This is a genomic window from Streptomyces sp. CB09001 (genome assembly GCF_003369795.1).
Classification (GTDB): Bacteria; Actinomycetota; Actinomycetes; order Streptomycetales; family Streptomycetaceae; genus Streptomyces.
Map to the genome: position 1 here is coordinate 430,983 of NZ_CP026730.1, position 25,337 is coordinate 456,319.

Annotated in this window: 24 protein-coding genes; 13 read left to right on the forward strand and 11 right to left on the reverse strand. The window is 71.7% G+C overall.

Annotation, left to right across the window (positions count from 1 at the left end; translation table 11 throughout):
• Positions 1–241: 241 nt before the first annotated feature.
• From C4J65_RS02135 to C4J65_RS02150, 4 genes are all read left to right on the forward strand, one after another.
• Positions 242–1,228: a tripartite tricarboxylate transporter substrate binding protein gene (locus C4J65_RS02135; RefSeq protein ID WP_162832982.1), complete on the forward strand. Its 987-nt coding sequence runs from the start codon at positions 242–244 to the stop codon at positions 1,226–1,228.
• Positions 1,225–1,770, forward strand: a complete 546-nt coding sequence (locus tag C4J65_RS02140; RefSeq protein ID WP_115740817.1) for a tripartite tricarboxylate transporter TctB family protein — start codon at positions 1,225–1,227, stop codon at positions 1,768–1,770. Before C4J65_RS02135 ends, C4J65_RS02140 begins: the two co-directional genes overlap by 4 nt.
• Position 1,771: 1 nt before the next feature.
• A complete protein-coding gene (locus tag C4J65_RS02145) occupies positions 1,772–3,271 on the forward strand; it encodes a tripartite tricarboxylate transporter permease (protein ID WP_115740818.1) in 1,500 nt (499 codons plus the stop codon).
• Between the two features lie 301 nt (positions 3,272–3,572).
• Complete coding sequence (locus C4J65_RS02150) at positions 3,573–3,896, forward strand: putative quinol monooxygenase (protein ID WP_115746257.1); 324 nt, start codon at positions 3,573–3,575, stop codon at positions 3,894–3,896.
• 15 nt (positions 3,897–3,911) lie between these two features.
• On the opposite strand, the gene C4J65_RS02155 is transcribed toward C4J65_RS02150, so the two are convergent.
• The gene (locus tag C4J65_RS02155) at positions 3,912–4,334 is read right to left on the reverse strand and encodes a secondary thiamine-phosphate synthase enzyme YjbQ (RefSeq protein WP_115740819.1); all 423 of its coding nucleotides are present in this window, start codon (positions 4,332–4,334) and stop codon (positions 3,912–3,914) included.
• Between the two features lie 55 nt (positions 4,335–4,389).
• On the opposite strand from C4J65_RS02155, the gene C4J65_RS02160 reads away from it, so the two are divergent.
• The gene (locus C4J65_RS02160; protein ID WP_115740820.1) at positions 4,390–5,469 is read left to right on the forward strand and encodes an NAD(P)-binding domain-containing protein; all 1,080 of its coding nucleotides are present in this window, start codon (positions 4,390–4,392) and stop codon (positions 5,467–5,469) included.
• Positions 5,470–5,481: 12 nt separating this feature from the next.
• Here C4J65_RS02160 and mltG read toward each other — a convergent pair whose 3' ends face one another.
• Positions 5,482–6,243 carry an endolytic transglycosylase MltG gene (mltG, locus tag C4J65_RS02165; RefSeq protein ID WP_115740821.1) on the reverse strand — a complete coding sequence of 254 codons (762 nt, stop codon included), beginning with the start codon at positions 6,241–6,243 and terminating at the stop codon, positions 5,482–5,484.
• A 232-nt stretch (positions 6,244–6,475) separates the two neighbouring features.
• Positions 6,476–8,278 carry an ABC transporter ATP-binding protein gene (locus C4J65_RS02175; RefSeq protein ID WP_115746258.1) on the reverse strand — a complete coding sequence of 601 codons (1,803 nt, stop codon included), beginning with the start codon at positions 8,276–8,278 and terminating at the stop codon, positions 6,476–6,478.
• 148 nt (positions 8,279–8,426) lie between these two features.
• Here C4J65_RS02175 and C4J65_RS02180 point away from each other — a divergent pair, with 148 nt between their 5' ends.
• Positions 8,427–8,888, forward strand: a complete 462-nt coding sequence (locus C4J65_RS02180) for a MarR family transcriptional regulator (RefSeq protein ID WP_115740823.1) — start codon at positions 8,427–8,429, stop codon at positions 8,886–8,888.
• Positions 8,889–8,907: 19 nt separating this feature from the next.
• On the opposite strand, the gene C4J65_RS02185 is transcribed toward C4J65_RS02180, so the two are convergent.
• On the reverse strand, positions 8,908–9,666 hold the full coding sequence (locus tag C4J65_RS02185) for a L,D-transpeptidase family protein (protein WP_115740824.1): 759 nt from the start codon (positions 9,664–9,666) through the stop codon (positions 8,908–8,910).
• Between the two features lie 230 nt (positions 9,667–9,896).
• On the opposite strand from C4J65_RS02185, the gene C4J65_RS02190 reads away from it, so the two are divergent.
• The 4 genes from C4J65_RS02190 to C4J65_RS02205 all read left to right on the forward strand — a co-directional run bounded on the left by C4J65_RS02190 (position 9,897) and on the right by C4J65_RS02205 (position 14,704).
• A complete protein-coding gene (locus tag C4J65_RS02190; RefSeq protein ID WP_115740825.1) occupies positions 9,897–11,774 on the forward strand; it encodes an ABC transporter ATP-binding protein in 1,878 nt (625 codons plus the stop codon).
• Positions 11,771–13,552, forward strand: a complete 1,782-nt coding sequence (locus C4J65_RS02195; RefSeq protein ID WP_115740826.1) for an ABC transporter ATP-binding protein — start codon at positions 11,771–11,773, stop codon at positions 13,550–13,552. The genes C4J65_RS02190 and C4J65_RS02195 overlap by 4 nt, the downstream gene beginning before the upstream one ends.
• Before the next feature lie 345 nt (positions 13,553–13,897).
• A complete protein-coding gene (locus C4J65_RS02200) occupies positions 13,898–14,368 on the forward strand; it encodes a DUF5709 domain-containing protein (protein WP_115740827.1) in 471 nt (156 codons plus the stop codon).
• Between the two features lie 63 nt (positions 14,369–14,431).
• Entirely contained in the window at positions 14,432–14,704 is a 273-nt protein-coding gene (locus tag C4J65_RS02205) for a type B 50S ribosomal protein L31 (protein ID WP_115740828.1), read from the forward strand.
• Positions 14,705–14,724: 20 nt separating this feature from the next.
• On the opposite strand, the gene C4J65_RS02210 is transcribed toward C4J65_RS02205, so the two are convergent.
• A complete protein-coding gene (locus tag C4J65_RS02210) occupies positions 14,725–15,519 on the reverse strand; it encodes a metal-dependent hydrolase (RefSeq protein WP_115740829.1) in 795 nt (264 codons plus the stop codon).
• A 145-nt stretch (positions 15,520–15,664) separates the two neighbouring features.
• Here C4J65_RS02210 and C4J65_RS02215 point away from each other — a divergent pair, with 145 nt between their 5' ends.
• A complete protein-coding gene (locus C4J65_RS02215; protein ID WP_162832983.1) occupies positions 15,665–18,178 on the forward strand; it encodes a DEAD/DEAH box helicase in 2,514 nt (837 codons plus the stop codon).
• A 19-nt stretch (positions 18,179–18,197) separates the two neighbouring features.
• Positions 18,198–19,064: an acyl-CoA thioesterase II gene (locus C4J65_RS02220; protein WP_115740830.1), complete on the forward strand. Its 867-nt coding sequence runs from the start codon at positions 18,198–18,200 to the stop codon at positions 19,062–19,064.
• Position 19,065: 1 nt separating this feature from the next.
• Here C4J65_RS02220 and C4J65_RS02225 read toward each other — a convergent pair whose 3' ends face one another.
• Together C4J65_RS02225 and C4J65_RS02230 are read right to left on the reverse strand one after the other, a co-directional pair.
• Entirely contained in the window at positions 19,066–20,037 is a 972-nt protein-coding gene (locus C4J65_RS02225) for a DUF6397 family protein (RefSeq protein WP_115740831.1), read from the reverse strand.
• A gap of 137 nt (positions 20,038–20,174) precedes the next feature.
• The gene (locus tag C4J65_RS02230) at positions 20,175–20,588 is read right to left on the reverse strand and encodes a roadblock/LC7 domain-containing protein (protein WP_059297523.1); all 414 of its coding nucleotides are present in this window, start codon (positions 20,586–20,588) and stop codon (positions 20,175–20,177) included.
• Between the two features lie 105 nt (positions 20,589–20,693).
• On the opposite strand from C4J65_RS02230, the gene C4J65_RS02235 reads away from it, so the two are divergent.
• Positions 20,694–21,122: a PPOX class F420-dependent oxidoreductase gene (locus C4J65_RS02235; RefSeq protein WP_115740832.1), complete on the forward strand. Its 429-nt coding sequence runs from the start codon at positions 20,694–20,696 to the stop codon at positions 21,120–21,122.
• A gap of 29 nt (positions 21,123–21,151) precedes the next feature.
• On the opposite strand, the gene C4J65_RS02240 is transcribed toward C4J65_RS02235, so the two are convergent.
• The 4 genes from C4J65_RS02240 to C4J65_RS02255 form a co-directional block, all read right to left on the reverse strand.
• Positions 21,152–21,757: an ATP/GTP-binding protein gene (locus C4J65_RS02240; protein WP_115740833.1), complete on the reverse strand. Its 606-nt coding sequence runs from the start codon at positions 21,755–21,757 to the stop codon at positions 21,152–21,154.
• Positions 21,758–21,825: 68 nt separating this feature from the next.
• The gene (locus tag C4J65_RS02245; RefSeq protein WP_115740834.1) at positions 21,826–22,239 is read right to left on the reverse strand and encodes a DUF742 domain-containing protein; all 414 of its coding nucleotides are present in this window, start codon (positions 22,237–22,239) and stop codon (positions 21,826–21,828) included.
• Between the two features lie 18 nt (positions 22,240–22,257).
• Positions 22,258–22,695, reverse strand: coding sequence for a roadblock/LC7 domain-containing protein (locus C4J65_RS02250; RefSeq protein ID WP_115740835.1), 438 nt, complete (start codon positions 22,693–22,695; stop codon positions 22,258–22,260).
• A complete protein-coding gene (locus C4J65_RS02255) occupies positions 22,692–25,283 on the reverse strand; it encodes a nitrate- and nitrite sensing domain-containing protein (protein ID WP_115740836.1) in 2,592 nt (863 codons plus the stop codon). Before C4J65_RS02255 ends, C4J65_RS02250 begins: the two co-directional genes overlap by 4 nt.
• Positions 25,284–25,337 lie beyond the last annotated feature (54 nt).

Consider the following 25,337-nt stretch of genomic DNA (forward strand, 5'->3'; position numbering starts at 1 on the left):
GGGTGCCGGGTCGCCATCATGGCGCCCACCTGCGGCGAGGGAAAGGGATGTGCCTGCTTCGCAATGAAGCGGCGACCGGACAGCGATGTCGGTCCGGCTCTCGCGGCGACCGCAATGAACACAACCTCCCTTGGTTCCGCAAGGAAGACACGGAACAGGCGCGCGGGCACCATGTGGCCCACGTCACCCTCCCCACAGGGCTCCCCGTAACGAACTACCCAACCGACAGGTGGTGTCATACGTGCGCCTGCGCACCCCCCTTGCCCTGCTCGGGGCCGCCGTGCTCGTACTGGCCGGACCGCCGTTGCTCTCCTCGGGCGACGACTCGGATTCCGGCACCCGAATCCCGGGCCTGCGTTTCATGGTTCCCAACACGCCCGGCGGCGGCTACGACATCACCGCCCGCACGGCCGCGAAGAACGCCGAGGACGCCGGGCTCACCCACAACATCGAGGTGTTCAACCTGCCCGGCGCGGGCGGCACGGTGGGCCTGAGCCGACTGGTGAGCGAGCACGGAAACGGCAAGCTCGCCATGTCCATGGGCCTCGGCGTCGTGGGCGCCGTCCGCTCCAACCACGCCCCCAAGACCCTCGCCGACACCACGCCGATCGCGCGGCTGACCGAGGAGCAGGACGTCGTCGTGGTCGGCAAGGACTCGCCCTACAAGACGATCGACGAGCTGATCGACGCCTGGAAACAGGACCCGGGGAAGATCCCGGTGGGCGGTGGTTCGTCCCCGGGCGGACCCGACCACCTCGCGCCGATGCTGATGGCGCAGGCCGCCGGGATCCAGCCGAAGTCGGTCAACTACATCCCGTTCGACGGCGGCGGCGAGCTGCTCGCCTCGATCCTCGGCAACAAGGTCGGCTTCGGGGTCTCCGGCGTCGGCGAGTACCTGGACCAGATCAGGGCGGGCGAGCTGCGGGTGCTTGCGGTGACCGGCCCCGAGCGGGTGGACGACCTCAAGGACGCGCCCACGCTCAAGGAGTCCGGCTACGACGTGAACTTCACCAACTGGCGGGGCGTCGTCGCCCCGCCCGGCCTGTCCGAGGCGCAGCGCAACAAGCTGACCCGCCTCTTCGAGGAACTGCACGACTCCCCCGAGTGGAAGAAGTCCATGGACCAGAACGGCTGGGACGACGCCTTCCTGACCGGTGAGGAGTTCGGCGACTTCCTGGACGCCCAGGACGAGCGCGTGGTGTCGGTGCTGAAGGAGCTGGGGCTGTGACGACGCGGACCGAACTCCCCGAGCAGCCCGAGGAAACGGCCGGCGGCCCGCGCTCGTGGCTGCGCGAGCACTCCGAACTGGGCGTGTGTGTCCTGCTGCTGGCGCTCGGCGTGCTCGTCCTGACCGACGCGCTCACCATGGACGTCGACATCACCCAGCGCGGCCCGGTCGGCCCCAAGACCGTGCCCGTCGTGGTGGGCGTCGGCCTGCTGGTGATCGCCGCGCTGCTCGCCGTCGACGTGCTGCGCGGTGGCCGGGGCGAGGCCGAGGGCGGCGAGGACATCGACCTGTCCGAACCGGCCGACTGGCGCACGGTGCTGCTGCTGTCCGGGATCTTCCTCGGCGCCGCCGCCCTGATCGAGCCGGCCGGCTTCCCCGTCGCCGGGGCGCTGCTCTTCTGGGGCGCCGCCTTCGCCCTCGGCAGCCGCCGGGTGGACCGCGATCCGCTGATCGCCGCGGTGCTGTCCCTGATCACCTACCTCGTCTTCGACAAGCTGCTCGGCGTGCCGCTGCCCGGCGGTCCGCTGATGGGAGTGCTCTGACATGAACGCCCTCAACTCCCTCATGGACGGGTTCGGTACGGCCCTGACCCCGCTCAACCTGCTGTGGGCCGCGCTCGGTGTGCTGCTCGGCACGGCCATCGGCGTGCTGCCCGGCATCGGCCCGGCGATGGCGGTCGCGCTGCTGCTGCCGGTGACGTACGGGCTGGATCCGGTCGCGGCGTTCATCATGTTCGCGGGCATCTACTACGGCGCGATGTTCGGTGGTTCGACCACCTCCATCCTGCTCAACACGCCGGGCGAGAGCGCCGCCGTGGTCGCGGCGATGGAGGGCAACCCCATGGCCAAGGCGGGGCGCGGCGCTCAGGCGCTGGCCGCCGCCGCCATCGGCCACTTCGCGGGCGGCATGATCGGCACGATCCTGCTCGTGGCCCTCGCTCCGACGGTCGCCGACCTGGCCGTGGACATCGGCGCCCCGGACTACTTCGCCATCATGGTGCTGGCGTTCATCGCCGTGACGTCGGTGCTGGGATCGTCCCGGATCAGAGGCCTGGCCTCGCTGCTGATCGGGCTGACGATCGGCCTGGTGGGCCTGGACCAGATGACGGGCCAGCAGCGGCTGACCTTCGGTTCGCTGCAACTCGCCGACGGCGTGGACGTGGTGATCGTGGCGGTCGGCCTGTTCGCGATCGGCGAGGCGCTCTGGGTGGCGGCCCATCTGCGGCGCGGGGCGGCCGAACCGATCCCGGTGGGCCGTCCCTGGCTCGGCCGCGCCGACGTGAAGCGCACCTGGAAATCCTGGCTGCGCGGTCCGCTCATCGGCTTCCCGTTCGGCGCGATCCCGGCGGGCGGCGCGGAGATCCCGACCTTCCTGTCGTACGTGACGGAGAAGCGGCTGTCCAAGCACAAGGACGAGTGGGGCAAGGGTGCCATCGAGGGCGTGGCGGGTCCGGAGTCGGCGGCGTCGGCCTCGGCCGCGGGCACGCTGGTGTCCATGCTGACACTGGGCCTGCCGACGACCGCGGTCGCGGCGGTCATGCTGGCCGCCTTCCAGCAGTACGGCATCCAGCCGGGCCCGCTGCTCTTCGAACGGGAACCCGAGCTGGTGTGGGGCCTGATCGCCTCGCTCTTCGTCGGCATGGTGCTGCTGCTCGCCCTGAACCTCCCGCTGGCGCCGGTCTGGGCCAAGCTGCTGCGCATCCCGCGGCCGTACCTCTACGCGGGGATCATGTTCTTCGCGGCGGTCGGCGCGTACGCGGTCGGCGGTGAGGTGGTCGACCTGGTGATTCTGCTGGTCATCGGCCTGATCGGGTTCGGTATGCGACGCTACGGGCTGCCCATCCTGCCCGCCGTGATCGGCGTCATCCTCGGCCCGAACGCCGAGCAGCAGCTGCGCCGCGCCCTTCAGATCAGCGACGGCAGCGTGTCGGGCCTGGTCAACACGCCGTTCTCGGTGACGGTGTACGCGGTGATCGTGCTGCTGCTGGCCTGGCCGCTGGTGAAACGGCTGGTGCTCCGGGGACGGACGCGGGCGGACGCCTGACCCCCGGCCCGCTCCGGCGGCGCGTCCACGCGCTCAGGAGCGTTGTGTGCGGCCCGGTACGTCGATCCCGTACCGGGCCGTCCTGCGGTAGCGGGTGGCGCGGCACGCGCCACCCTCGCGCCGGGCCCGGTGCGACGGCGCGGAGATCAACTTCATCGGTAACCTCGTCGGCAGCCACCTCCACCCGTGCGAGCCGATGGTGCTCGCGACCGAGGACCGGTCACGGCCGCACACGGCGACGTACCCGCTCGACCGCTTACCGGACGGGCCGGCCGGTCCCGCAATCACAGAAAGCGAACCCATGATCTTCATTACGGCGAAGTTCCAGGTACTCCCCGAACACGCTGACCAGTGGCCGGAGATCGCCGGCGAGTTCACCCGCGCCACCCGGTCGGAGCCCGGCTGCCTCTGGTTCGACTGGTCGCGCAGCGTCGACGACCCGACGGAGTACGTGCTGGTCGAGGCGTTCCGCGACGACGAGGCGGGGGCCGCCCACGTCCAGTCCGCGCACTTCCGCGCCGCCCAGGACAAGCTGCCGCGCCACCTGGCCCGCACGCCGCGAATCGTGAGCACGACGGTCGACCAGGGGGACTGGTCGGAGCTGGGCGAGATGGCGGTGGAGTAGGACTCCGCGTCCCGTTCAGCCCAGGAAGCTCAGCCGGACCCGGCGGTCGGGGTTGTCCCGGTTGGTGTCCACCAGGCACACCGACTGCCAGGTTCCGAGTTCCAGACGGCCGCCGACCACCGGCAGCGTCGCGTGCGGCGGTACGAAGGCGGGCAGGACGTGGTCGCGGCCGTGTCCGGGGCTGCCGTGGCGGTGCTGCCAGCGGTCGTCGGCCGGGAGCAGGGTGTGCAGGGCGGACAGCAGGTCGTCGTCGCTTCCCGCGCCGGTCTCGATGATCGCGATCCCGGCGGTGGCGTGCGGGACGAAGACGTTGAGCAGGCCGTCGCGGCCGGACGCCGCCTCGCGCAGGAAGGACTCGCAGTCACCGGTGATGTCGGCGACCCGCTCCGCCGAACCGGTGGCGAGGTTGAGGACTCGGGTGGTGAAGGCAGCTGGCATGACCCCATCCTGACACCGGGGGAAGATCGGGGCCTGCGTCGCCGTTGGTAGAAACGTGAACAACACACGCGAGGTCGAGGTCGTCGTCATCGGGGCCGGTCAGGCCGGACTCGCCGCCGCCTATCATCTGCGGCGCACGGGGTTCGAGCCGGAGCGCGACTTCGTGGTGCTCGACCACTCCCCGGCACCCGGTGGTGCCTGGCAGTTCCGCTGGCCGTCCCTGACGTACGGCAAGGTGCACGGCATGCACGCCCTGCCGGGCATGGAGCTGACCGGGGCGGATCCGGCGCGGCCGTCCGCCGAGGTGGTGAGCGGATACTTCGCGGACTACGAGCGGACCTTCGACCTGCGGGTACGACGGCCCGTCGACGTCCGCGCGGTGCGCGAGGGGACGGAGGGGCGGCTGCTCGTCGAGACGTCGGCCGGGTCCTGGTCGACGCGTGCGCTGATCAACGCGACCGGCACCTGGGACCGCCCGTTCTGGCCGCGCTACCCGGGGCAGGAGACCTTCCGGGGGAGGCAGCTGCACACCGCGCAGTACGCCGGGCCCGAGGAGTTCACCGGTCTGCGTGTGATCGTGGTGGGCGGCGGCGCCTCGGGGACGCAGCACCTGCTGGAGATCGCACCGTACGCCGCGGCCACCACGTGGGTGACCAGGAGGCCCCCCGTCTTCCGCGAGGGGCCCTTCGACGAGGAGGCGGGCCGGGCCGCGGTGGCGCTGGTGGAGGAACGGGTGCGGCAGGGGCTGCCGCCGAAGAGTGTCGTGTCGGTGACGGGGCTGCCACTGAACGACGCGGTCCGGGCCGGGCTGGAGTCCGGCGCACTGGACCGACAGCCCATGTTCGACCGGATCACGCCCGAGGGGGTGGAGTGGGACGGCGGGCGGCGGGTGGCCGCGGACGTCATCCTGTGGGCGACCGGGTTCCGGGCCGCCATCGATCATCTGAGGCCGCTGCGGCTGCGGGAGGCCGGGGGCGGTGTCCGCGTCGAGGGGACGCGCGCGGTCGCCGACCCGCGGATCCATCTCGTCGGCTACGGACCCTCCGCCAGCACCATCGGCGCCAACCGGGCGGGACGCGCGGCCGTGCGGGACATCAGGCGGCTGCTGGCCGAGGGGGAGCCGGTCGCCGCATGACGCCCCGACCGGTCACTTGGCGGCCTCGGCCCCGGCCTGCTTCGAGGCGCTCTGCCGGAGGCGGTTGAACTCGTCCACGTTGCGCCGGTGTTCGGCGTAGTCGGCGGTGAAGCGCGTGTCGCCCGGCTTGACCGTGACGAAGTACAGCCAGTCACCGGGGGTCGGGTTGATCGCGGCGGTCATCGCCTCGTCGCCCGGACTGGCGATGGGGGTGGGCGGCAGCCCCATGCGCTGGTACGAGTTGTAGGGACTGTCGATCTTCGTGTCCTTGCTGGTGGTCTTCAAGGTGCTCCGGCCCAGCGCGTAGTTGATGGTGGAGTCCATCTGCAGCGGCATACCGCGTTCCAGCCGGTTGAAGATCACTCGGGCCACCTTGCCCATGTCCTCCTTGGCCGCGGCCTCCGCCTGCACGATGCTGGCGATGGTGACCGCCTGATAGACGTTCAGCGCGTTGCGCTGGGCGCCCGCGGCGACCGGCGCGCCGGTGAACTTCTTGTTCGCGGTGTCGACCATGGCCGTCAGCAGCTTCTCCGGAGTCGGGTTCCCGCCGAGCGGATAGGTCGCCGGGAAGAGGTAGCCCTCGGGGTTGCCCTCGGCGTCGTTGGGCAGCTTGAGGTTGGCCTTGGCCAGGGACTTCTTGGTGGTGCCCGCGGGCAGGGCGAGGGCCTTGTCGACGGCTCCGTAGACCTGGGTCGCGCGCCAGCCCTCCGGAATCACCAGGGACGTGGGACGGGACTCGCCCTCGTCGTCCGTCGTCAGCAGCGGCACCGCCACGGCGGTACCGGCGATGACGGCGCCGGCCGCGATCAGCGCGATACGGCCCCGGCGCGTCAGCCGGATCGCCCTTCTGGGGCCTTTTGGACTTCTGGGACCTCTGAGGCTTGTGGGGCTCCTGAGGCTCCTTCTGGGGCCTCTGGCACTCCTCGCGCTCCGCGTGCTCCGTGACGGAGTGTTCATCTGCATGCGGGCACGGTAACCCCCACATGCTCACAAACCCGGCATATCTTCATCTTGTCGGCTCCAGTCGGGCGTCCCGGCGGACCAGCGCGGCATACCTCCCGTCCTGTGCCAGCAGAGCCTCGTGCGTGCCCTGTTCGGCCAGGCGCCCGGAGTCGAGGACCACGATCCGGTCGGCGTCACGGACGGTGGACAGGCGGTGGGCGATGGTGATCGTGGTGCGGTTGGCGGACAGAGCGTCGATGGCGCCCTGCACGGCGGCCTCGGTACGGGTGTCCAGGGCGCTGGTCGCCTCGTCCAGGACGAGGACGGGCGGGTCGCGCAGGATGGTGCGGGCGATGGCCAGGCGCTGCTTCTCGCCGCCGGAGAAGCGGTGTCCGCGCTCCCCGACCACGGTGTCGTAGCCGTCGGGCAGGGCGGCGATGTGGTCGTGGATCTGGGCCGCCCTCGCCGCCGTTTCCAGCTCGGCCTCCGAGGCGTCCGGCTTGGCGAAGCGCAGGTTCTCGGCGACGGAGGCGTGGAAGAGGTACGTCTCCTGCGAGACGACGCCGACCGCGCGGGCGAGGGTGTCGAAGTCGAGGTCGCGCACGTCGACCCCGTCGAGGGTGACCCGGCCGTCCGTCACGTCGTACAGCCGCGGCACCAGGTGGCCGAGCGTGGACTTTCCGGCGCCGGTGGGACCGACGACGGCGAGGCTGCTGCCGGCGGGAACGGTGACGTCGATGCCGTCGAGAACCGGTCCGCCCTTGCCCCCGTAGCCGAACCCGACGTTCTCGAAGCGGACCTCGCCCTTGATGTGGTCGAGGTGGACGGCGTCCTTTCGCTCGGTGATGTCGATCGGCAGGTCGAGGTACTCGAAGATGCGCTGGAAGAGCGCGAGCGAGGTCTGGATCTGCACGCCGGTCTGCAGCAGGCTCACGGTCGGGCGGAACAGCCCCTGCTGGAGCGAGACGAAGGCGACGATCGTACCGAGGGAGACATCGGGGCCGCCGAGTTGCAGGGCGATGCCCGCGGTCCAGTAGATGACGGCCGGCATGGCGGCCATGACGATCGTGATGACGGCCATCCGCCAGCGGCCCGCCATGTTCGACCTCACCTCCAGGTCGACCAGGCTCTCGGACTCGTCCGCGAAGGCGCGGGTGAGCGAGTCGGAGCGGCCCATGGTGCGGCCGAGCAGGATGCCGCTCACGGAGAGCGACTCGGTGACCGTGGCGGCCATCGCGGCCATCTGCTTCTGGCGCCGGGTGGTGATCTTCCTGCGTTCCCTGCCGACACGACGGCTGATCCACACGAACACCGGGAGCAGGAGCAGCGAGACGACGGTGAGACGCCAGTCGAGGACGACCATGGCGACGATCGTGGCGACCACGCTGGTCAGATTCGACACCAGTGAGGTCGCCGTGGAGGTGACGGTGGCCTGCATGCCGCCGATGTCGTTGGCGATGCGGGACTGGACCTCGCCGGTGCGGGTGCGGGTGAAGAAGGCGAGGGACATCTGCTGGAGCCGGCCATAGACGGCGGTGCGCAGGTCGTGCATGACGCGCTGGCCCACGGTCGTGGAGATCAGGGTCTGCAGCACGCCGAAGACGCTGGTGAGGACGGCGCCGAAGATCATGCCGAGGGCGAGCAGGCTCAGCAGGCCCGTGCGCCCCTCGGGGATCGCGACATCGAGGATCTCCTTGAGCAGGAAGGGCGTGGCGACCGACACCAGGGACGCGGCACCGACCAGCAGGCCGACGACCGCGAGGCGACCGCGGTAGGGGCGGAACAGCTTGAGGATGCGGCGCACCTGCCGGGGCTGTTCCACGGCGTCGGCGGGTGCGGTCCAGGCGGATTCGCGATCGGGGTGCATGGGCTCCTTCGGCGGCGGCGAGGGGAGGCCCGCGAAGCTCCGGGACGGCAGGCCCTCGGGGACCGGCCACAGGCGTTCGCGGACCTTACGGATCATAGGTCATTGTTACCTATACTCACAATGAACATCATCCTGATATTGTTCCCGTATGACCGCCCCCGATCCCGACGGCCTGCTCGCCGAACAGCTGCTGCGCCTCACCCGCCGGGTGCACCGCATCCAGAAGCGCCATCTCGAGCACCGCGACCTCGGCATCACCCCGGCCCAGTCCAGGCTCCTGCGCACGCTGGCGCACTGGGGCTCGCCTCCCCGGATGGCCGACGTCGCCGAGCGGCTGGAAGTCGTGCCCCGGGCGGTGACGACCCTGGTCGACGGGCTGGAGGCGGCTGGAAAGGTGCGCCGCGTCCCGGACCCCGCCAACCGCCGGGTGATCCGGATCGAGCTGACCGACGACGGTCGCGCGGCCCTGCGGGAACTGCGCGGTGCGCGCCGGTCGGCCGCCGAGGAGATCCTCGCGCCGCTGACGGACGAGCAGCGCACCGTGCTGGGCGGACTGCTGGACACCCTGATCGACGGGCCCGACACCGGCGAGGACCGCCGCACGGCGTGATCCCGGACGCCATGGGTGGTCAGGCCTTCAGGTGCTCCCTGTCCCCCATCACCACCACGGGGTGGCGGTCCGGGTCCAGTGTGCGCAGCAGGTACTCCATCGCCGGCTTGGGCAGGCTGACGCAGGCCGACGTACCGCTGCCGTGGTCCATGTGCAGCCAGATCGAACCGCCCTTGGACGTGCCTTCGGGGCGGGTCGGGTCGTTTGGCGAGGTACCCCGGACGCGGTTGTAGTCGATGGCGATGACGTAGTCGAAGTCGTGCCAGTAGGGCTTCGCCCACCACCGCGGTGCCGCGAAGCTCTCCGACCTGCTGTACGGCAGCCCCGTGCCGAGGGCCGGATCCGGGTCCGGGAGCACGCCGCCCGCGTCGCTGAGGGTGAACACGCCGACGGGGCTGCGCTTGTCGTTCTCGTGGTGGTCGGTCGTCCACCCCTTCGTGCCGTTGTGCGCCGCCCAACTCCGGGCGCGGTGCCAGGCGGAGCCCTGTTTGGTGTAGAGCACGACCGTGGAGTCGGCGGAATCCCTGCCGTCCCCGTACACCGCGACGACCTGGCGCGCATCGCCGGGGATGCGGTCCTGGAACCGGTCGCCGACGCCGGGGATCCTCGTCGGGTCGGCCGCGGCGCTGCTCCGGCCCGCCCCACCGGGGGTTCTGCCCGCCCGGGAGTCCCCGCCGTCCCCCGACGGGCCGCCACAGGCGGACAGCGCCGTCACCGCCAGCAGGGTTCCAAGGGCCGCCATCGCGACCGCCGTACGCCGTCCACCACCACGTGCCATCCGTCCATGCTCCCACTCCCTTCGGACATGCCGTCAGGACGGCCGCGAAGGAGCGCACGGGCGGCCATGGCGGGTGATGTGGAGACCGTGTGTCGGACCGCAGCCGGATTCGTACCCCCTCGCGGAAAACCGCTTGATTTTGGGCACGTCGCGACGCGAACCTTTCACGGTTTGCAGCCTCTTGATGCCGTATATCAACGGCACCCCCTGACACGAGCCACTGGGACGTCATGCAGATCCAAGACCTTCCGTATCCCGACCCGGGTGTGCCGGACGCACGCTCGGGCCCCCGATTCCTGTGGTGGCTGTTCCGCAACCAGCTCGGTGGGCAACTCAAGTCACTGGCCTGGGGCCTGCTGCACTTCGCCTCCGTCTCCGCCCTGCCCTTCTGCGTCGGTCTCGCCATCCAGGCGGTCGTCGACCGCTCCGGCAGCCGGCTCGCCCTCGCGGGCGGCGTCATGGTCCTGTGCTGTGTCGGCAACGCGCTCGGCGACACCTTCCTGCACCGCGCCGCCGTCACCAACTGGATCACCGCCGCGGCCCGCGTCCAGCAACTGCTGGCGCGCAGGACGGCGCTGCTGGGCTCGGCGCTGACCCGGCGCGTCGCGGCCGGTGAGGTCGTGGCCGTGTCCACCGGCGACGTCGAGAAGATCGGCTGGTTCGTGGAGGCCGTCTCCCGCTTCACCGCGGCCGCGCTCACCATCGTGCTGGTCTGTGTCGCGCTGGTCGTCTACCAGCCGGCGCTCGGCATCGTCGTGATCGTGGGTCTACCGGTGCTGGCCCTCGCGGTGCTGCCCCTGCTGCCCCGCGCCACCCGGCGCGCCGACGTCCAGCGCGACAAGGCCGGCCGCGCCACCGAACTCGCCTCGGACACCGTCGCCGGACTGCGCGTACTGCGCGGCATCGGCGGCGAGGAACTCTTCCTCGACCGCTACCGCGACGCCTCCCAGCAGGTGCGCCACGCTGCCGTGCGCAGCGCCCGCATGTGGTCCTTGATCTCCGCCATCCAGGTGCTGCTGCCCGGACTGCTGCTGATCGCCGTGGTCTGGCACGGCGTCCACCTGGCCCGCCAGGGCCGCATCGACGTCGGCGAACTCGTCACCGTCTACAGCTCCGTCATGATCCTCACCTACCCGCTGCGGCACTTCGAGGAGATCGCCATGGCGTACTCCTTCTCCCGGCCCTCGGCCAAACGGGCGGCACGGGTGCTGTCCCTGGAACGCACCACGGACACCGCGGGTTCGCGCGCGGCCGAGATCCCCACCGGCGACCTGTACGACCCCGACACCGGTCTGCTGGCTCCGGCGGGCCGGTTCACCGCGGTGGTGTGCGGCGACCCGGACGCGGCCGGGCGGCTGGCGGAGCGCCTCGGCGGGCATCCCTCGGAGGCGGGCACGTCGGCCCTGCTGGGCGGGGTGCCGCTGGACGAGCTTCCCCTGAAGTCCGCGCGCACCGCCGTCCTGGTGCAGGACAAGGACCCCGTCCTGCTCTCCGGAACGCTCCGGGAGCTGCTCGACGTGCCCGCGTCCGGCGCCGTCGACTCCGAGGACGCGCTGGCCGCCGCCCAGTGCGGTGACGTACTGACGGCGCTCGCGCAGGGCTCACTCGGCGCCGACGACCCGATGGACGCCCGCATCACCGAACGCGGCCGGTCGTTGTCGGGCGGCCAGCGCCAGCGACTGGCACTGGCCCGGTCCCTGATCACGGATCCGGAGGCGCTGGTCCTGGACGAACCGACCTCGGCCGTCGACTCGCACACCGAGGCGCGGATCGCGGAAGGCGTACGGGCGCTGCGCGCGGGGCGCACCACGGTGGTCCTCACCTCCTCGCCGCTGCTGCTGGACCGTGCGGACCGGATCGTGTTCCTGCACGAGGGCGCGGTCGCGGCGGTCGGCGCCCACCGGGAGCTGCTGCACACCGAGCCCCGGTACCGGGCGGTGGTGACCCGCGAGACCGACGAGGAGACCGCGGCGCACCCGGACGCCGTACCGGCCGGCGGGAAACCGGCGAAGCCCCCGGCCGACGACGGCCGCGCCGAGGACCGGGACGGCTCCCTGAGCGACGACGACGTACTGCACCGACTGGAAGAGATCGAGGAGACGGCATGATCGGCGTCGCGCCACCGTCCTACGACCCGGCGGCTCCCACGACGGCCAGCACCCTGCCCGTCGGCGCGCGCCCCACCGTGCGCGCGTACGTGGGGGAACTGCTGCGCCGGCACCGCCGCGCCTTCCTCTTCCTCGTCACCGTCAACACCGTCGCCGTGATCGCCTCGATGGCGGGCCCCTACCTGCTGGGCGGGCTCGTGGAGCGGGTCTCGGACGACGCGCGCGAGCTGCGGCTCGGCCTCACGGCCACGCTCTTCGTGCTCGCCCTCGTCGTGCAGGCCGTGTTCGTGCGCGAGGTACGGCTTCGGGGGGCCATGCTCGGCGAGCGGATGCTGGCCGATCTGCGCGAGGACTTCCTCGTACGATCGGTGGGACTGCCGCCCGGCGTACTGGAACGGGCAGGCACGGGCGACCTGCTCTCCCGGATCACCACGGACATCGACCGGCTCGCCAACGCGATGCGCGAGGCCGTGCCCCAGCTCGCGATCGGCGCCGTGTGGGTGGTGCTGCTGCTCGGTGGCCTGGTGGTGACGGCGCCGCCACTGGCGCCCGTGGTACTGATCGCGGTGCCGCTGCTGGTGATCGGCTGCCGCTGGTACTTCCGCAGGGCGCCCGCCGCCTACCGCTCGGAGGCCGCCGGGTACGCCGCGGTGGCCGCCGCGCTCGCCGAGACGGTGGACGCCGGGCGCACCGTGGAGTCCCACCGCCTGGACGCCCGTCGCATCGAGCTGTCCGAGCGCCGGATCAGGGAATGGACGGCCTGGGAGCGCTACACCCTCTGGCTGCGGTCGGTGCTCTTCCCCGTCATCAACGTCACCCACGTGACCGTACTCGCCTCCGTCCTGCTCATCGGTGGTGTCTTCGTCCTCCAGGGCTGGATCGGGGTCGGTCAGCTGACCACGGCCGCCCTGATCGCGCAGATGCTCGTCGACCCGGTCGGCATCATCCTGCGCTGGTACGACGAGCTGCAGGTGGCCCAGGTGTCCCTGGCCCGCCTGGTGGGCGTGCGGGACATCGAGCCGGCCGCCGGTGACGCCACGCTGGCCCCCGACGGCCGGCACGTGCACGCCGACCGCGTGCACTTCGGCTACCTCGAGGGGGTGGACGTCCTGCGCAAGGTGTCGTTGGAGGTCGCCCCGGGCACCAGGCTCGCCCTGGTCGGCCCCTCGGGCGCCGGCAAGTCCACCCTGGGCAGGCTGCTCGCGGGCATCTACGGTCCCAGGGAGGGCCGGATCACCCTGGGTGGGGCGGAACTCTCCCGGATGTCCGCGGAACGGGTCCGCTCGCACGTCGCCCTGGTGAACCAGGAGCACCACGTCTTCGTGGGCTCCCTGCGCGACAACCTCCGGCTCGCCAGGACCGGCGCCGCCGACGCCGAGCTGTGGGCGGCGCTGGGCGCGGTCGACGCGGACGACTGGTCCCGTGGGCTGGACGAGGGACTGGACACCGAGGTCGGCTCGGGCGGCTTCGCACTGACCCCGGCGCAGGCCCAGCAGATCGCGCTGGCCCGCCTGGTGCTGGCCGACCCGCACACCCTGGTGCTGGACGAGGCGACGTCCCTGCTCGACCCGCGGGCCGCACGCCATCTCGAACGGTCCCTGGCCCGGGTCCTGGACGGTCGCACGGTGATCGCGATCGCCCATCGCCTGCACACCGCCCACGACGCGGACGTCATCGCCGTGGTCGAGAACGGCCGGATCAGTGAGCTGGGCAGCCACGACGAACTCGTCACTGCGGACGGTGCCTACGCGGCACTGTGGCGGTCCTGGCACGGGTAGCCACGTGGCACCGTCCGTGGGCGGGAGGGTTCCGGGGCGGGCCGCGGGTCCCGGACCGCCCGACGAGGACCGGAGACGGCCGGACGCGGGGCCGGCATCGGCCCCGTCGGTGTGGGCCGGACGGGCCGGTACAGCGGGAGGGGCGCCCGGCCCGGCGGGTACCCCGACGGCGTCCGTGCCGTTGCGCGGTCCCGAACGGGAGTGGAAGGCTGGGAGAAGGCACCGGCTCGAGGCAGGCCCGGGAACCGCACGGTTCTCCGACGGGTGAGACCTGTGCCCCGTGCAGCGGCGGCCCGCCGCGGGCCACGGTGAGAAGGGGCCGGTCCCCACCCCCTGGAGGTATCCGTGAACAGCGTCGACGGATGGGGAGATGACGTCTACCAGCCCGACGGATCCGAGCAGAGGGAGGACACCGGCCTGCTCGACGGTGAGGACACCCTCGAGGAGGACGGTGTCGATGATCCCCTCGACCGGGGCTGGTCCCCGCCCGAGCGCCCCTGGGGGGTGGAACACACCGGCGTGACGGCCGCCGAACGCCGCCGCGGCGAAACACTGGACCAGCGGCTGGCCGAGGAGCGGCCGGACGAGCTCGCGCCCGACGGTGACGGGCTGGGCGATTCCGACGGCACCGACGGGGAACTGCTGGACAACGAGGTCGGCGCGGACCGCTCTGGCCGGCTCGTGGCACCCGACGAAGGGGCGCACGAGGACGAGGAGCCGACGCTGGTCGCCCTGGACGTGGGCATCGACGGCGCGGCCGCCTCCGCCGAAGAGGCCGCGATGCACGTGGTCGACGAGGATTCCCTGCCCGGCTGACGCCACTCGCGACGGCGGACACCTGCCGTCGCCCCGATGAACCGTGCCGTAGGAGGAGCAGCCATGCAGCAGGACAAGCATCCCGAATACCGGCCCGTCGTCTTCCGGGACCGCAGTGCCGGGTACGCCTTCCTGACCCGGTCCACCGCGACCAGCGACCAGACCATCGCGTGGGACGACGGCGAGACGTACCCGGTGGTGGACGTGGAGATCTCCTCGGAGAGCCACCCCTTCTACACCGGCAAGGCGCGAACGGTGGACTCGGAGGGGCGCGTCGCCCGCTTCGAGCGGCGCTACGGCACGGGCGAGGGGCGGGACGCCGGGGAAACCGGCTGACCCGGCCGGCCGCGGGCCGCTCAGATGAAGTTGAGCGCGGCCGCGCCGCCCACTCCCCCGAGCAGCATGAACACCGGCATCAGCACCTTGAGCTCCACCCAGCTGCCCGCCCGGAACCGCATGGCCTTCGGCGGGCCGATGGGATACCACCGCTTGCGGCCCACCGGTATGGGCCAGAGTATCGGGCAGCCGGAAACGGTCAGCGCGTCGCCGATGTCGTGCACCAGGGCACCGAGCACGATCGGCAGTCCCAGCCACAGGTACTCCTGGCCCGGCGCGGTGAACAACCAGTCCGCGCCGCCGTCCGGCTTGTCCAGGATCCCGGCGAGGATCCATGCGCTGGTCCCGGCCAGCAGCCAGACCAGCACGTCGCTGCTCGAGCCGCGGGTGGCCCGCCAGAGCAGGCCCTCGATGGCCAGCACCATGTGCACGAAGAGGATCGCCAGGACCGCCCAACGGCCACCCGTGATGGCCAGGACCGAGGTGCCCCCGCCGATCAGGACCGCCCACAGCCAGGTGTGCGTCAGCGTGCGGTGCCCGCCGGAGCGGCGCGGGTCGCCCCGCTTCCTCGTGGCCTTGTAGACGCTGTAGGACAGCTTGTCGACGATCTCGCACAGCCCCCGTGAGACCGGTCCGAAGGCCCGGGAGATGGTGGCCGCCTTGTGGTCGAGATCGGGGGCCAGCGCCGCTCCGGCACAGATCAGGGCTCCGGCGAGCAGCACCGGCCAGGGCATCGGATGTCCCGCGGCGGCGGTCGCCGCCCCGACGCCGAGCCACGCCGCGGCGCCCGAGAGTGAGTGTGCTGGTCCCATCATCGCCGTTGCCCGCCCCATTCCTCGTGTACCGCTGTGCAGTTGTCCGGATCCGCGGTTGCCGCGTCGGCGACCCAGCGTAGCGTTCGTGATCTTCATGCGGACAGCCGATTCCCCCATCACGACCCGGGACAGGCAAGATGGGGGCGTGACCCTCATCGATCAGCTGCCGCGGACCGCCGACCCCGATGCCTTGTACGAAGCCTTCGAGGCGTGGGCCCAGGAACGCGGTCTCACGCTCTACCCCCATCAGGAGGAGGCGCTGATCGAGGTGGTCTCCGGCGCGAACGTGATCGTGTCCACCCCCACCGGTTCCGGTAAGAGCATGATCGCGGCCGGCGCGCACTTCGCCGCTCTGGCCCGGGACGAGGTCACCTTCTACACGGCTCCGATCAAGGCGCTGGTGTCGGAGAAGTTCTTCGAGCTGTGCAAGATCTTCGGCACCGAGAACGTGGGCATGCTGACCGGCGACGCCTCGGTGAACTCCGACGCCCCGGTCATCTGCTGCACCGCCGAGGTCCTGGCGTCGATCGCGCTGCGTGACGGCAGGCACGCGGACATCGGCCAGGTCGTCATGGACGAGTTCCACTTCTACGCGGAGCCGGACCGTGGATGGGCCTGGCAGATTCCCCTGCTGGAACTGCCGCAGGCCCAGTTCGTCCTGATGTCGGCGACGCTCGGCGACGTCTCCTTCTTCGAGAAGGACCTGGCGCGCCGCACCGGGCGTCCCACCGCGGTGGTCCGCTCGGCCACCCGTCCGGTGCCGCTGTCCTACGAATTCCGCTACACCCCGCTCACCGAGACGCTCACCGATCTGCTGGCGGCCCGCCAGGCCCCGGTGTACATCGTGCATTTCACCCAGGCGCAGGCCGTGGAGCGGGCGCAGGCGCTGATGAGCATCAACATGTGCACGCGTGAGGAGAAGGAACGGATCGCCGAGCTGATCGGCAACTTCCGCTTCACCACGAAGTTCGGCCGCAATCTCTCCCGGTACGTGCGGCACGGCATCGGGGTCCACCATGCCGGCATGCTGCCCAAGTACCGGCGGCTGGTGGAGAAGCTCGCGCAGGCGGGCCTGCTGAAGGTGATCTGCGGGACGGACACGCTCGGTGTGGGCGTCAACGTCCCGATCCGGACCGTGCTGTTCACCGCCTTGACCAAGTACGACGGCACCCGGGTCCGCACGCTGAGGGCCAGGGAGTTCCACCAGATCGCCGGCCGGGCCGGGCGCGCCGGGTTCGACACGGAGGGCTTCGTCGTCGCCCAGGCGCCCGAGCACGTCGTCGAGAACGAGAAGGCGCTCGCCAAGGCCGGTGACGACCCGAAGAAGCGGCGGAAGGTCGTCCGGAAGAAGGCTCCCGAGGGGTTCGTCGCCTGGTCGGAGAGCACGTTCGACAAGCTCATCGGCTCGGAGCCGGAGCCGCTGACGTCCCGCTTCCGGGTCACCCACACCATGCTGCTGTCGGTGATCGCCCGCCCGGGCGACGCGTTCTCCGCGATGCGGCACCTGCTGGAGGACAATCACGAGCCGCGCAGGCAGCAGCTCAGGCACATCCGGCGGGCTATCGCCATCTACCGCTCGCTGCTGGACGGCGGCATCGTGGAGAAGCTCGACCAGCCGGACGCGGAGGGGCGCATCGTGCGTCTCACGGTGGACCTGCAGCAGGACTTCGCGCTGAACCAGCCGCTGTCGACGTTCGCCCTGGCCGCCTTCGAACTGCTGGACCCGGAGTCGCCTTCGTACGCGCTGGACATGGTGTCGGTCGTGGAGTCCACGCTGGACGACCCGCGGCAGATCCTCGCCGCCCAGCAGAACAAGGCCCGCGGTGAGGCCGTGGCCGCGATGAAGGCGGACGGCGTCGAGTACGAGGAGCGCATGGAGCGCCTCCAGGACATCACGTACCCGAAGCCCTTGGAGGAGCTGCTCTTCCACGCCTACGACACGTACCGCAGGAGCCACCCCTGGGTCGGTGACCACCCGCTGTCCCCGAAGTCGGTCATCCGCGACATGTACGAACGGGCGCTGACCTTCACGGAGCTGGTCTCGCACTACGAACTGGCCCGCACCGAGGGCATCGTGCTGCGCTACCTGGCGAGCGCCTACAAGGCCCTCGACCACACCGTGCCGGACGACCTCAAGTCCGAGGACCTGCAGGACCTGATCGAGTGGCTCGGCGAGATGGTGCGCCAGGTCGACTCCAGTCTCCTCGACGAGTGGGAGCAGCTCGCCAATCCGGAGGAGATGACCGCCGAGGAGGCTCAGGAGAAGGCCGATCAGGTACGCCCGGTCACGGCCAACGCTCGTGCCTTCCGTGTGCTGGTCCGCAACGCCATGTTCCGCCGTGTCGAGCTCGCCGCCCTGGACCAGGTCGGTGAGCTGGGCGAGATGGATGCCGACGCGGGCTGGGACGCCGACGCGTGGGGCGAGGCCATGGACAAGTACTGGGACGAGTACGACGACCTCGGCACCGGCCCCGACGCCCGCGGTCCGAAGCTGCTGATCATCGAGGAGGAGCCGCAGAACGGGCTGTGGCGCGTGCGGCAGATCTTCGACGACCCGAACGACGACCACGACTGGGGCGTCAGTGCGGAGGTCGACCTCACCGCCTCCGACGCGGAGGGCCGCGCGGTCGTCCGAGTCACGGATGTCGGCCAGCTGTGAGCACAGGAGAACCCCACGCATGACGAATCCGGCCGAGAGCCTCGTCGCCCTGCTCGACCTGGAGCAGATCGAGGTCAACATCTTCCGTGGCCGCAGCCCCGAGGAGTCGCTGCAGCGGGTCTTCGGCGGCCAGGTGGCCGGCCAGGCCCTGGTCGCCGCGGGCCGCACCACCGACGGTGACCGCCCGGTGCACTCGCTGCACGCGTACTTCCTGCGTCCGGGACGCCCGGGGGTGCCCATCGTGTACCAGGTCGAACGGGACAGGGACGGACGGTCGTTCACCACCCGCAGGGTCACCGCCGTGCAGCAGGGCCGCACGATCTTCACGCTCACCGCCTCCTTTCACAAGCCTGAGCAGGGGAGTTTCGAGCACCAGTTGCCGCCGGCCCGCGAGGTCCCCGATCCGGAGTCCCTGCCGACGGTCGCCGACGAGGTACGGGAGCACCTCGGCGCACTGCCGGAGCAGCTGGAGAGGATGGCCCGCCGTCAGCCCTTCGACATCCGCTACGTCGACCGGCTTCGCTGGAGCGCCGAGGACGTCGAGGGCGCCGAGCCCCGCAGCGCCGTGTGGATGCGCGCCGTCGGGCCGCTGGGCGACGACCCGCTCGTGCACACCTGCGCCCTGACCTACGCCAGTGACATGACGCTGCTGGATGCCGTGCGCATCCCGGTGGAGCCGCTGTGGGGTCCCCGGGGGTTCGACATGGCGTCCCTGGACCACGCCATGTGGTTCCACCGGCCGTTCCGGGCCGACGAGTGGTTCCTGTACGACCAGGAGTCGCCGATCGCGACCGGCGGGCGTGGGCTGGCCCGTGGGCGGATCTACGACAGGGAAGGACGCATGCTGGTCTCCGTCGTCCAGGAGGGGCTGTTCCGCGCCCTGTAGGTCAGGAGTCTCTGCGCCACAGCCTGCCGAACAGGCCGCTCAGCCGCCCCGGTCGCTTCGCCGCCCGCGGTGCGGCGTTCTCCGCCTCGGGCGGCACCGGTGCCGCCGGCTCGCGCGGCGGGGATTCCGGACCGGGCGGGTGCGGCGCGACGTGCCCGGCCGTGCGGGGCGCCGGAAGATGGCGGCGGGCCGTGTCCAACGCGGCCGCCAGGTCCGAGCGGAGCCAGTCGATCTCGTCCGGGTCGCCGGCCGTGACGATCTCCTCGGCGAGCTGCGCGGCCGGGGAGCCCGGCGACCCGTGCGTGGGGAGTGCGGGGCGGAACCGGCGCAGATGGGTGCGCTCGTAGGGATCCGTGACGACGTCCGCGATCTCGGCGGCGTCGAGCAGCGACGCCACCGCCGCGGCCCGGGCCCACGGGTCGTCCGCCTGCCGGAGCAGGAATCCCAGGTGCCTGCCCCGCCAGTTGCGGGGGCGCAGGTCGAGCCCCTCCCCCAGTTGGTCCCGCAGGCCTTCGGGCGTGCGGCCCGTCAGCAGTGCGGTGTTGCGCTCGTCGGCCCTGAACTGCCTCAGCTCCTCGGCCGGATACAGCCAGACGACGGCGCGGTACCGGTTGACGTAGAACTTCACGGGCACCAGCAGCCCGAGCCGGGCGAGACGGGTGAACCGGGCCGTGGTCACGTCCATGAGGGCCGCGCCCTCCGTGGTCCCGACGGTATGGACAGCGGCCCGCAGCACCTCGGGGAAGCCGTCCGCCGCCCGGATCCGGTCGATCTCGTCGCGGGGGACGCGCCGCCCGCCTCCTCCGTCGTCGGGGACCGTGCGGACCCGGCCGAGGTGCACGGCGAGGTCGAACTCGCTGCGCCTGAGGCCCAGTTCCCGAGCCGCGCGATGACACGTGACCGCGGCGCCCCGGGTAGTGCCGGTCTGCTCGCCGGCCGCTGCGACGTTGTGCGTGATGGTGTTGCCGGACATGGTTCGTCTCCCCCGTGGAGTGTGTGGCCGGCGCCGTCCGCGCCCGCCGACACAAAAACCGTAGCCGCAACCGCGACATCCGTGGCGAGCCTGTGGACAACTCTGATGCCAACCATCGGGGACACCGAAAGCGCAGGTCAGGGCTCGGTGGGTGATATACGTCCCGGCTGCCGCGCGTCGACGTCGAGGTGCTCACCCACCCGGTTCACGAGCAGTGTCATCTCGTAGGCGATCTGCCCGATGTCGACCTCCGCCCCGCTGAGCACGCACAGGCAACTGCCCGAGCCCGCCGCGGTGACGAACAGGACGGCGTCGTCGAACTCGACCATCGTCTGCCGTACCTGGCCGGCGCCGAAGTGGCGGCCCGAGCCCTTGGCCAGGCTGTGCAGTCCGGACGACACGGCGGCGAGGTGCTCGGCGTCCTCGCGTCGCAGGCCCGTGCTCGCCCCGGTCACCAATCCGTCGTTGGACAGGACCAACGCGTGCCGCACGTGTTCGACGCGTGCGGTCAGGTCGTCCAGCAGCCAGCCCAGTCCCTGGTTCTGCACCATGATCCGATCTCCCCGTGTCTCCCCGTACGCGTTGCCTCCCCCTGGCCGGGGGATCCGTCCGCCAGCCTTCACCACGCCCGTGCTCCGGGCAAGGAGGATGGGGGCATGGCACAGAAGATGACCGATGAGGAATGGCGGGCGTTCGTCTCGGACGGCACCCGCACCGGAAAACTCTCGACCGTCCGGGCCGACGGCAGCCCGCACGTCGCACCCATCTGGTTCCTGCTGGACGGGGACGACCTGGTGTTCAACACCGGCAAGGACACCGTGAAGGGGCGCAATCTGGTCCGTGACGGCCGCATCGCCCTGTGTGTGGACGACGACCGGCCGCCCTTCCACTTCGTGGTGCTGCAGGGGCGTGCGCGCATCTCGGAGGACCTCGGCGAACTGCGGCACTGGGCCGCGCGCATCGGCGCCCGGTACATGGGTGAGGAGCGCGCCGAGGAGTTCGGGGCACGCAACGGTGTCCCGGGCGAACTGCTCGTCCGGGTGACCGTGGACAAGATCCTGGCCCAGAAGTCGGTGGCCGGCTGAGAGCCCCCTGCCCGGGGGAAGCGGTCCGGTCAGCGGACGGAGTCGAGGAGCCGGGCGGTGTGCATCCGTCCGGCGTACTCGACGAGCCTGATCAGCACCTCCTTCCCCGAGTCGCGGTCCCGGGCGTCGCACAGCACCACGGGTGTTCCCGGATCGAGGTCGAGGGCGCGCAGGACGCTGTGCTCGTCGTGGCGGCGTGCTCCCGTGAAGCAGTTCACGGCCACCACGAACGGGATGTGCCGGTGTTCGAAGTAGTCCACCGCCGGGAAGCAGTCCGCCAGGCGTCGGGTGTCCGCGAGGACGACGGCGCCGAGCGCCCCCTGCGCCAGTTCGTCCCAGAGAAACCAGAACCGGTCCTGCCCCGGTGTGCCGAAGAGGTAGAGCGAGAGTCCGGACCGGATGGTGATGCGTCCGAAGTCCATGGCGACGGTCGTGGTGACCTTCCGGTCGATGCCGCCGGTGTCGTCCACCAGCCGACCGGCCTCGCTGAGCAGTTCCTCCGTGCGCAGCGGCCTGATCTCGCTGACGGCGCCCACCAGGGTGGTCTTGCCCACGCCGAAACCTCCGGCGACCAGGATCTTCAACGCCAGCGCGGTCGTGTCGCCGTCCGTGGCGTCGGAGCGTTCGGAGGCCATCGATCACTTCTCTCGGTGCGGGTGGTCGTGCACGTGCGTGCCGGTCATGGTCGTTCGTTCGGCCTTCCCTACAGAGCGCGCAGTCCGTCGATCACTTCGCGCAGAATCCGTTCGTCCGGCAACTGCGCCGGTGGCACGGGACGGCTGACGGTCACGCACCCCAGTTCCGCCAGGTCGCCGAGGAGTACCCTGACGACGCCCACCGGCAGGTCCGCGTCGGCGGCGAGTTCGGCCACCGACTGGGTCTCCGTGCGGCACAGGTCGATCAGCGTGCGGTGTTCCGGTCCCAGCACGGTGTCGTCCACGTCCGGTGCGCCGACTGCGTGTGTGACGAGGGCGATCAGGTCGAACCGCACCCCCGTGGGCCCCGGCCGGGTGCGGCCACCGGTCATCGCGTAGGGGCGGACGAGGGGTCCGGCCTCGTTGTCGTACCACTGGCTGCCCGGTCCTTCCCGGCCGCCGTCCGTGATGTCGTCGGTCATCCCTGGGGCCCTTCCGGGTCATGCGCCGAAGGGTGGTCGTGCGGCGGCACGTGGCGCGGTGTGCAGGTGCTCGCCGACGCGTCTCACCAGCCGTGCCATCTCGTAGGCCACGAGACCGATGTCCGCGGTCACGGCGGTGAGGACGGCGAGGCAGGAGCCGTCCCCCGCCGCGGCCACGAACAGGAACCCGTCGTCCATTTCGACCATGGTCCGGTGCACGCCCCCGGCGCCGAAGTGCCGGCCCGCCCCCTTGGCCAGGCTGTGGAAGCCGGAGGCGACGGCGGCGAGGTGTTCGGCGTCTTCGCGGCCGAGTCCGTGCGACGCGCCCACGGCGAGTCCGTCGTTCGACAGCACCACGGCGTGCCGCACCTCGTGTACGCGTCCGACGAGGTCGTCCAGGAGCCAGTCGAGTTCGCGGGCCCGCCGGGCGGTTCCCGTGCCGGGATTCTGGATCATGCGGGGTCTCCTTCGGTGCTGTCGCCGGGCGGCGGCTCCGGCGGTGCGGGGTGGCCGGGGCGACGGCCACCGCCGCGCGACCAGCCGTCGCGGTAGGCGGTCATACGGTCCCGGACGGCCTCGGGGGTGCGTTGTTCGTCGTCGTGCGCTGGGCCGGGCCGGGTCGGCTCAGGGGGTCTGCCGTCGCGCAGCTGGGGGGCGAGACTCGCCTGCCGTACCCGGCGGGGGAGGTCGTCGGGCTCCCCCGTCGGCCGCGGTGTGCGGGGGACGTCGCCCGTCGCGAGGGCTTCGGAGGCATCGGGGACGTCGGAGGACCGGTGGAGTCGCAGCGCGGGCGCTCCAGGGGGCCGGCCCGATGTCGTGGTGCGCGTCGCCGTTGGTGCGGCCGATGCCAGCGCCGGCCGGTCGACCGGTGCGGGCACGGATTCCTGCTGCCCCGAGGCGCCGGGCACGCGCGCGTGGAGGTGCTCCTCGGGCCGGGTCGCCTCGTGGGCCGCCCGGGGAGGAGGTGGCGCCGTTTCGCTGTGCAGGATCGCGGTGGGCAGGAGGACGACCGCGGTGGTACCGCCGTAGGGGGAGGTCTTGAGGTGCACCTTGATGTCCTGCCGGGCGGCGAGCCGGCTGACGACGAACAGACCGAGCCGGTCGCTGTCGAACAGGTCGAGTGTCTCCGACCTCGTGATGCGGTGGTTGGCCTCGTCGAGGGCGCCCCTGCCCATGCCGAGGCCGCGGTCCTCGACCTCGATCGCGTAGCCGTTGCCGACCGGTTCACCGGTGACCCGTACGCGTGTGTGGGGTGGGGAGAACTGGGCCGCGTTCTCGATGATCTCGGCCAGGAGGTGGGTGACGTCGGCGACGGCCGCGCCCTGCACGGACGCCTCGGGGAGCTGCCGTACCTCCACGCGTGCGTAGTCCTCGACTTCGGAGACGGCGGCACGGACCACGTCGGTCAGGGACACCGGCCTGCGCCAGGCCCGTCCGGGCGCCGCACCGGAGAGGATGATCAGGCTTTCGGCGTGGCGCCGCATGCGGGTGGTGAGGTGGTCGAGCCGGAAGAGGTCGCTGAGTTCGTTCGGGTCGTCGGAGCGGCGTTCCATGCTGTCCAGGAGGCTCAGTTGGCGGTGGACGAGGATCTGGCTGCGGCGGGCGAGGTTGACGAAGACCCCGGCGATGCCGCCGGCGAGTTCGGCACGTTCCACCGCGGCGCGCAGGGCGGCCCGGTGCACGCTGCCCAGGGCCTCGGCGACCTGACCGGCCTCGTCCTCGGCGGGAGGCTGCGCCGGTGCCTCGGTCCGGATGTCTATCGGGTCCCCGGCGCGCAGCCTGCGCATCGCCTCGGGGAGCTTGTGCCGGGCGATCTCCAGGGCGCTGTTGCGCAGACTCACCAGCTCGACCACCAGACCGCGGCCGATGCGGACGGAGATGACCAGCGACGCGACGACGGCGAGGAGTCCGAACAGGACCGCGGCCCCGGCCGGAGTGAGCACTCCGCGGGTGAACGGGTCGGCCCGGTCGGCGACCGAACGTCCGGCGTCCCGCTCGATGGCCCGCATGCCGTCACGCACGCGCGCGTGCGCCCCGTCCCAGGCGGTCCGGGATGCCGTGGCCTCGGCCGGCCGGCCCGGTGATCCGCTGTCGAGCAGCCGGTCCTCCGCCGCGCCCACGGTCAGGTAGGCACCGCTGCCCGCCAGATCCCGCCAGGCGGTGCGCTCGGAGCCGCCCAGATCGGCGACGGAGGACTCGGTCAGCGTCCGGCGCGTGGCGACGGCTCCGGTGAACAGGCGCAGCCGCTCACCGGCGAGTCCGTCGGCCGGGCGGACACCGCCCAGCAGGGCGTCCTCCTGGGCCAGTGCCTCGCCCGCGCGGGCGAATTCGACCAGCACGCGCGCGTCGGATCCCGGATCGGCGTCCTGGACGCCGCTCAGCGCGCCACCCACGTGAAAGGCGGCCGAGATGGCCACCGTGTAGCTGCGGTAGGTCTCCTCCCAGCCCGCCCGGTGGTCGAGGACGGCGGTACGCAGCGACGCCAGCCGTTCGGCGCCGGTGACGAACGCCTCGAGCCGCCGGGCCACTCCGGCAGGCAGTTCCTCGCTGTCGGCCACGGTGTGGCGGTCGCCGAGCCGCAGCTGTCCCACCGCGCGGTCGGTGCGCGCGATCAGGTCCCGGAAGTCGGCACCCGGCACCGACGACGGGTCGGTGGCGTGGCGCACGGCGGCGAGCCGCTCGGCCTGCAGAGCGGCGACGGCGGTACTGACGGGGGCCCGGACACGGGCGTCCACACGCTGGACCTGCCGCAGCCGGGAGACGTCCTGGGCGGTGGTGACGGTGGCGTACGCCCACAGGGCCAGCAGGGAGACGACGGGCACCATCAGGAGGCAGATGATCCGGGCGCGCACGGTGCGGGGCTGCATGCGCCCGCGCCACGCGCGCGCGGCGGGCGGGTCGGGTGCCTCGCCCGCGGGCTCCGCCGGGCGCTCGTCGGCGGGTGGTCCGGCGTGCGCACGACGGCCGCGCACGGACGGCTGGGCCGAGGTCTCGGCGCCGGCTTCGGGCGTGGGGCGGGCGGGGGTGGTACGGGGTGGACGCATGGCCTCCTCGCTCGGGACGGTGTGCGGTGCGTTGTGGCCGGGCCCTGACGCCCG

Excerpts from the sequence above, each read along its gene's own strand:
- C4J65_RS02145 (WP_115740818.1), top strand. The coding sequence starts at position 1,772 with ATGAACGCCCTCAACTCCCTCATGGACGGGTTCGGTACGGCCCTGACC.
- C4J65_RS02150 (WP_115746257.1), top strand. The coding sequence starts at position 3,573 with ATGATCTTCATTACGGCGAAGTTCCAGGTACTCCCCGAACACGCTGAC.
- C4J65_RS02155 (WP_115740819.1), bottom strand. The coding sequence starts at position 4,334 with ATGCCAGCTGCCTTCACCACCCGAGTCCTCAACCTCGCCACCGGTTCG.
- C4J65_RS02175 (WP_115746258.1), bottom strand. The coding sequence starts at position 8,278 with ATGCACCCCGATCGCGAATCCGCCTGGACCGCACCCGCCGACGCCGTG.
- C4J65_RS02180 (WP_115740823.1), top strand. The coding sequence starts at position 8,427 with ATGACCGCCCCCGATCCCGACGGCCTGCTCGCCGAACAGCTGCTGCGC.
- C4J65_RS02185 (WP_115740824.1), bottom strand. The coding sequence starts at position 9,666 with ATGGCACGTGGTGGTGGACGGCGTACGGCGGTCGCGATGGCGGCCCTT.
- C4J65_RS02190 (WP_115740825.1), top strand. The coding sequence starts at position 9,897 with ATGCAGATCCAAGACCTTCCGTATCCCGACCCGGGTGTGCCGGACGCA.
- C4J65_RS02195 (WP_115740826.1), top strand. The coding sequence starts at position 11,771 with ATGATCGGCGTCGCGCCACCGTCCTACGACCCGGCGGCTCCCACGACG.
- C4J65_RS02205 (WP_115740828.1), top strand. The coding sequence starts at position 14,432 with ATGCAGCAGGACAAGCATCCCGAATACCGGCCCGTCGTCTTCCGGGAC.
- C4J65_RS02210 (WP_115740829.1), bottom strand. The coding sequence starts at position 15,519 with ATGATGGGACCAGCACACTCACTCTCGGGCGCCGCGGCGTGGCTCGGC.
- C4J65_RS02220 (WP_115740830.1), top strand. The coding sequence starts at position 18,198 with ATGACGAATCCGGCCGAGAGCCTCGTCGCCCTGCTCGACCTGGAGCAG.
- C4J65_RS02225 (WP_115740831.1), bottom strand. The coding sequence starts at position 20,037 with ATGTCCGGCAACACCATCACGCACAACGTCGCAGCGGCCGGCGAGCAG.
- C4J65_RS02230 (WP_059297523.1), bottom strand. The coding sequence starts at position 20,588 with ATGGTGCAGAACCAGGGACTGGGCTGGCTGCTGGACGACCTGACCGCA.
- C4J65_RS02235 (WP_115740832.1), top strand. The coding sequence starts at position 20,694 with ATGGCACAGAAGATGACCGATGAGGAATGGCGGGCGTTCGTCTCGGAC.
- C4J65_RS02240 (WP_115740833.1), bottom strand. The coding sequence starts at position 21,757 with ATGGCCTCCGAACGCTCCGACGCCACGGACGGCGACACGACCGCGCTG.
- C4J65_RS02245 (WP_115740834.1), bottom strand. The coding sequence starts at position 22,239 with ATGACCGACGACATCACGGACGGCGGCCGGGAAGGACCGGGCAGCCAG.
- C4J65_RS02250 (WP_115740835.1), bottom strand. The coding sequence starts at position 22,695 with ATGATCCAGAATCCCGGCACGGGAACCGCCCGGCGGGCCCGCGAACTC.
- C4J65_RS02255 (WP_115740836.1), bottom strand. The coding sequence starts at position 25,283 with ATGCGTCCACCCCGTACCACCCCCGCCCGCCCCACGCCCGAAGCCGGC.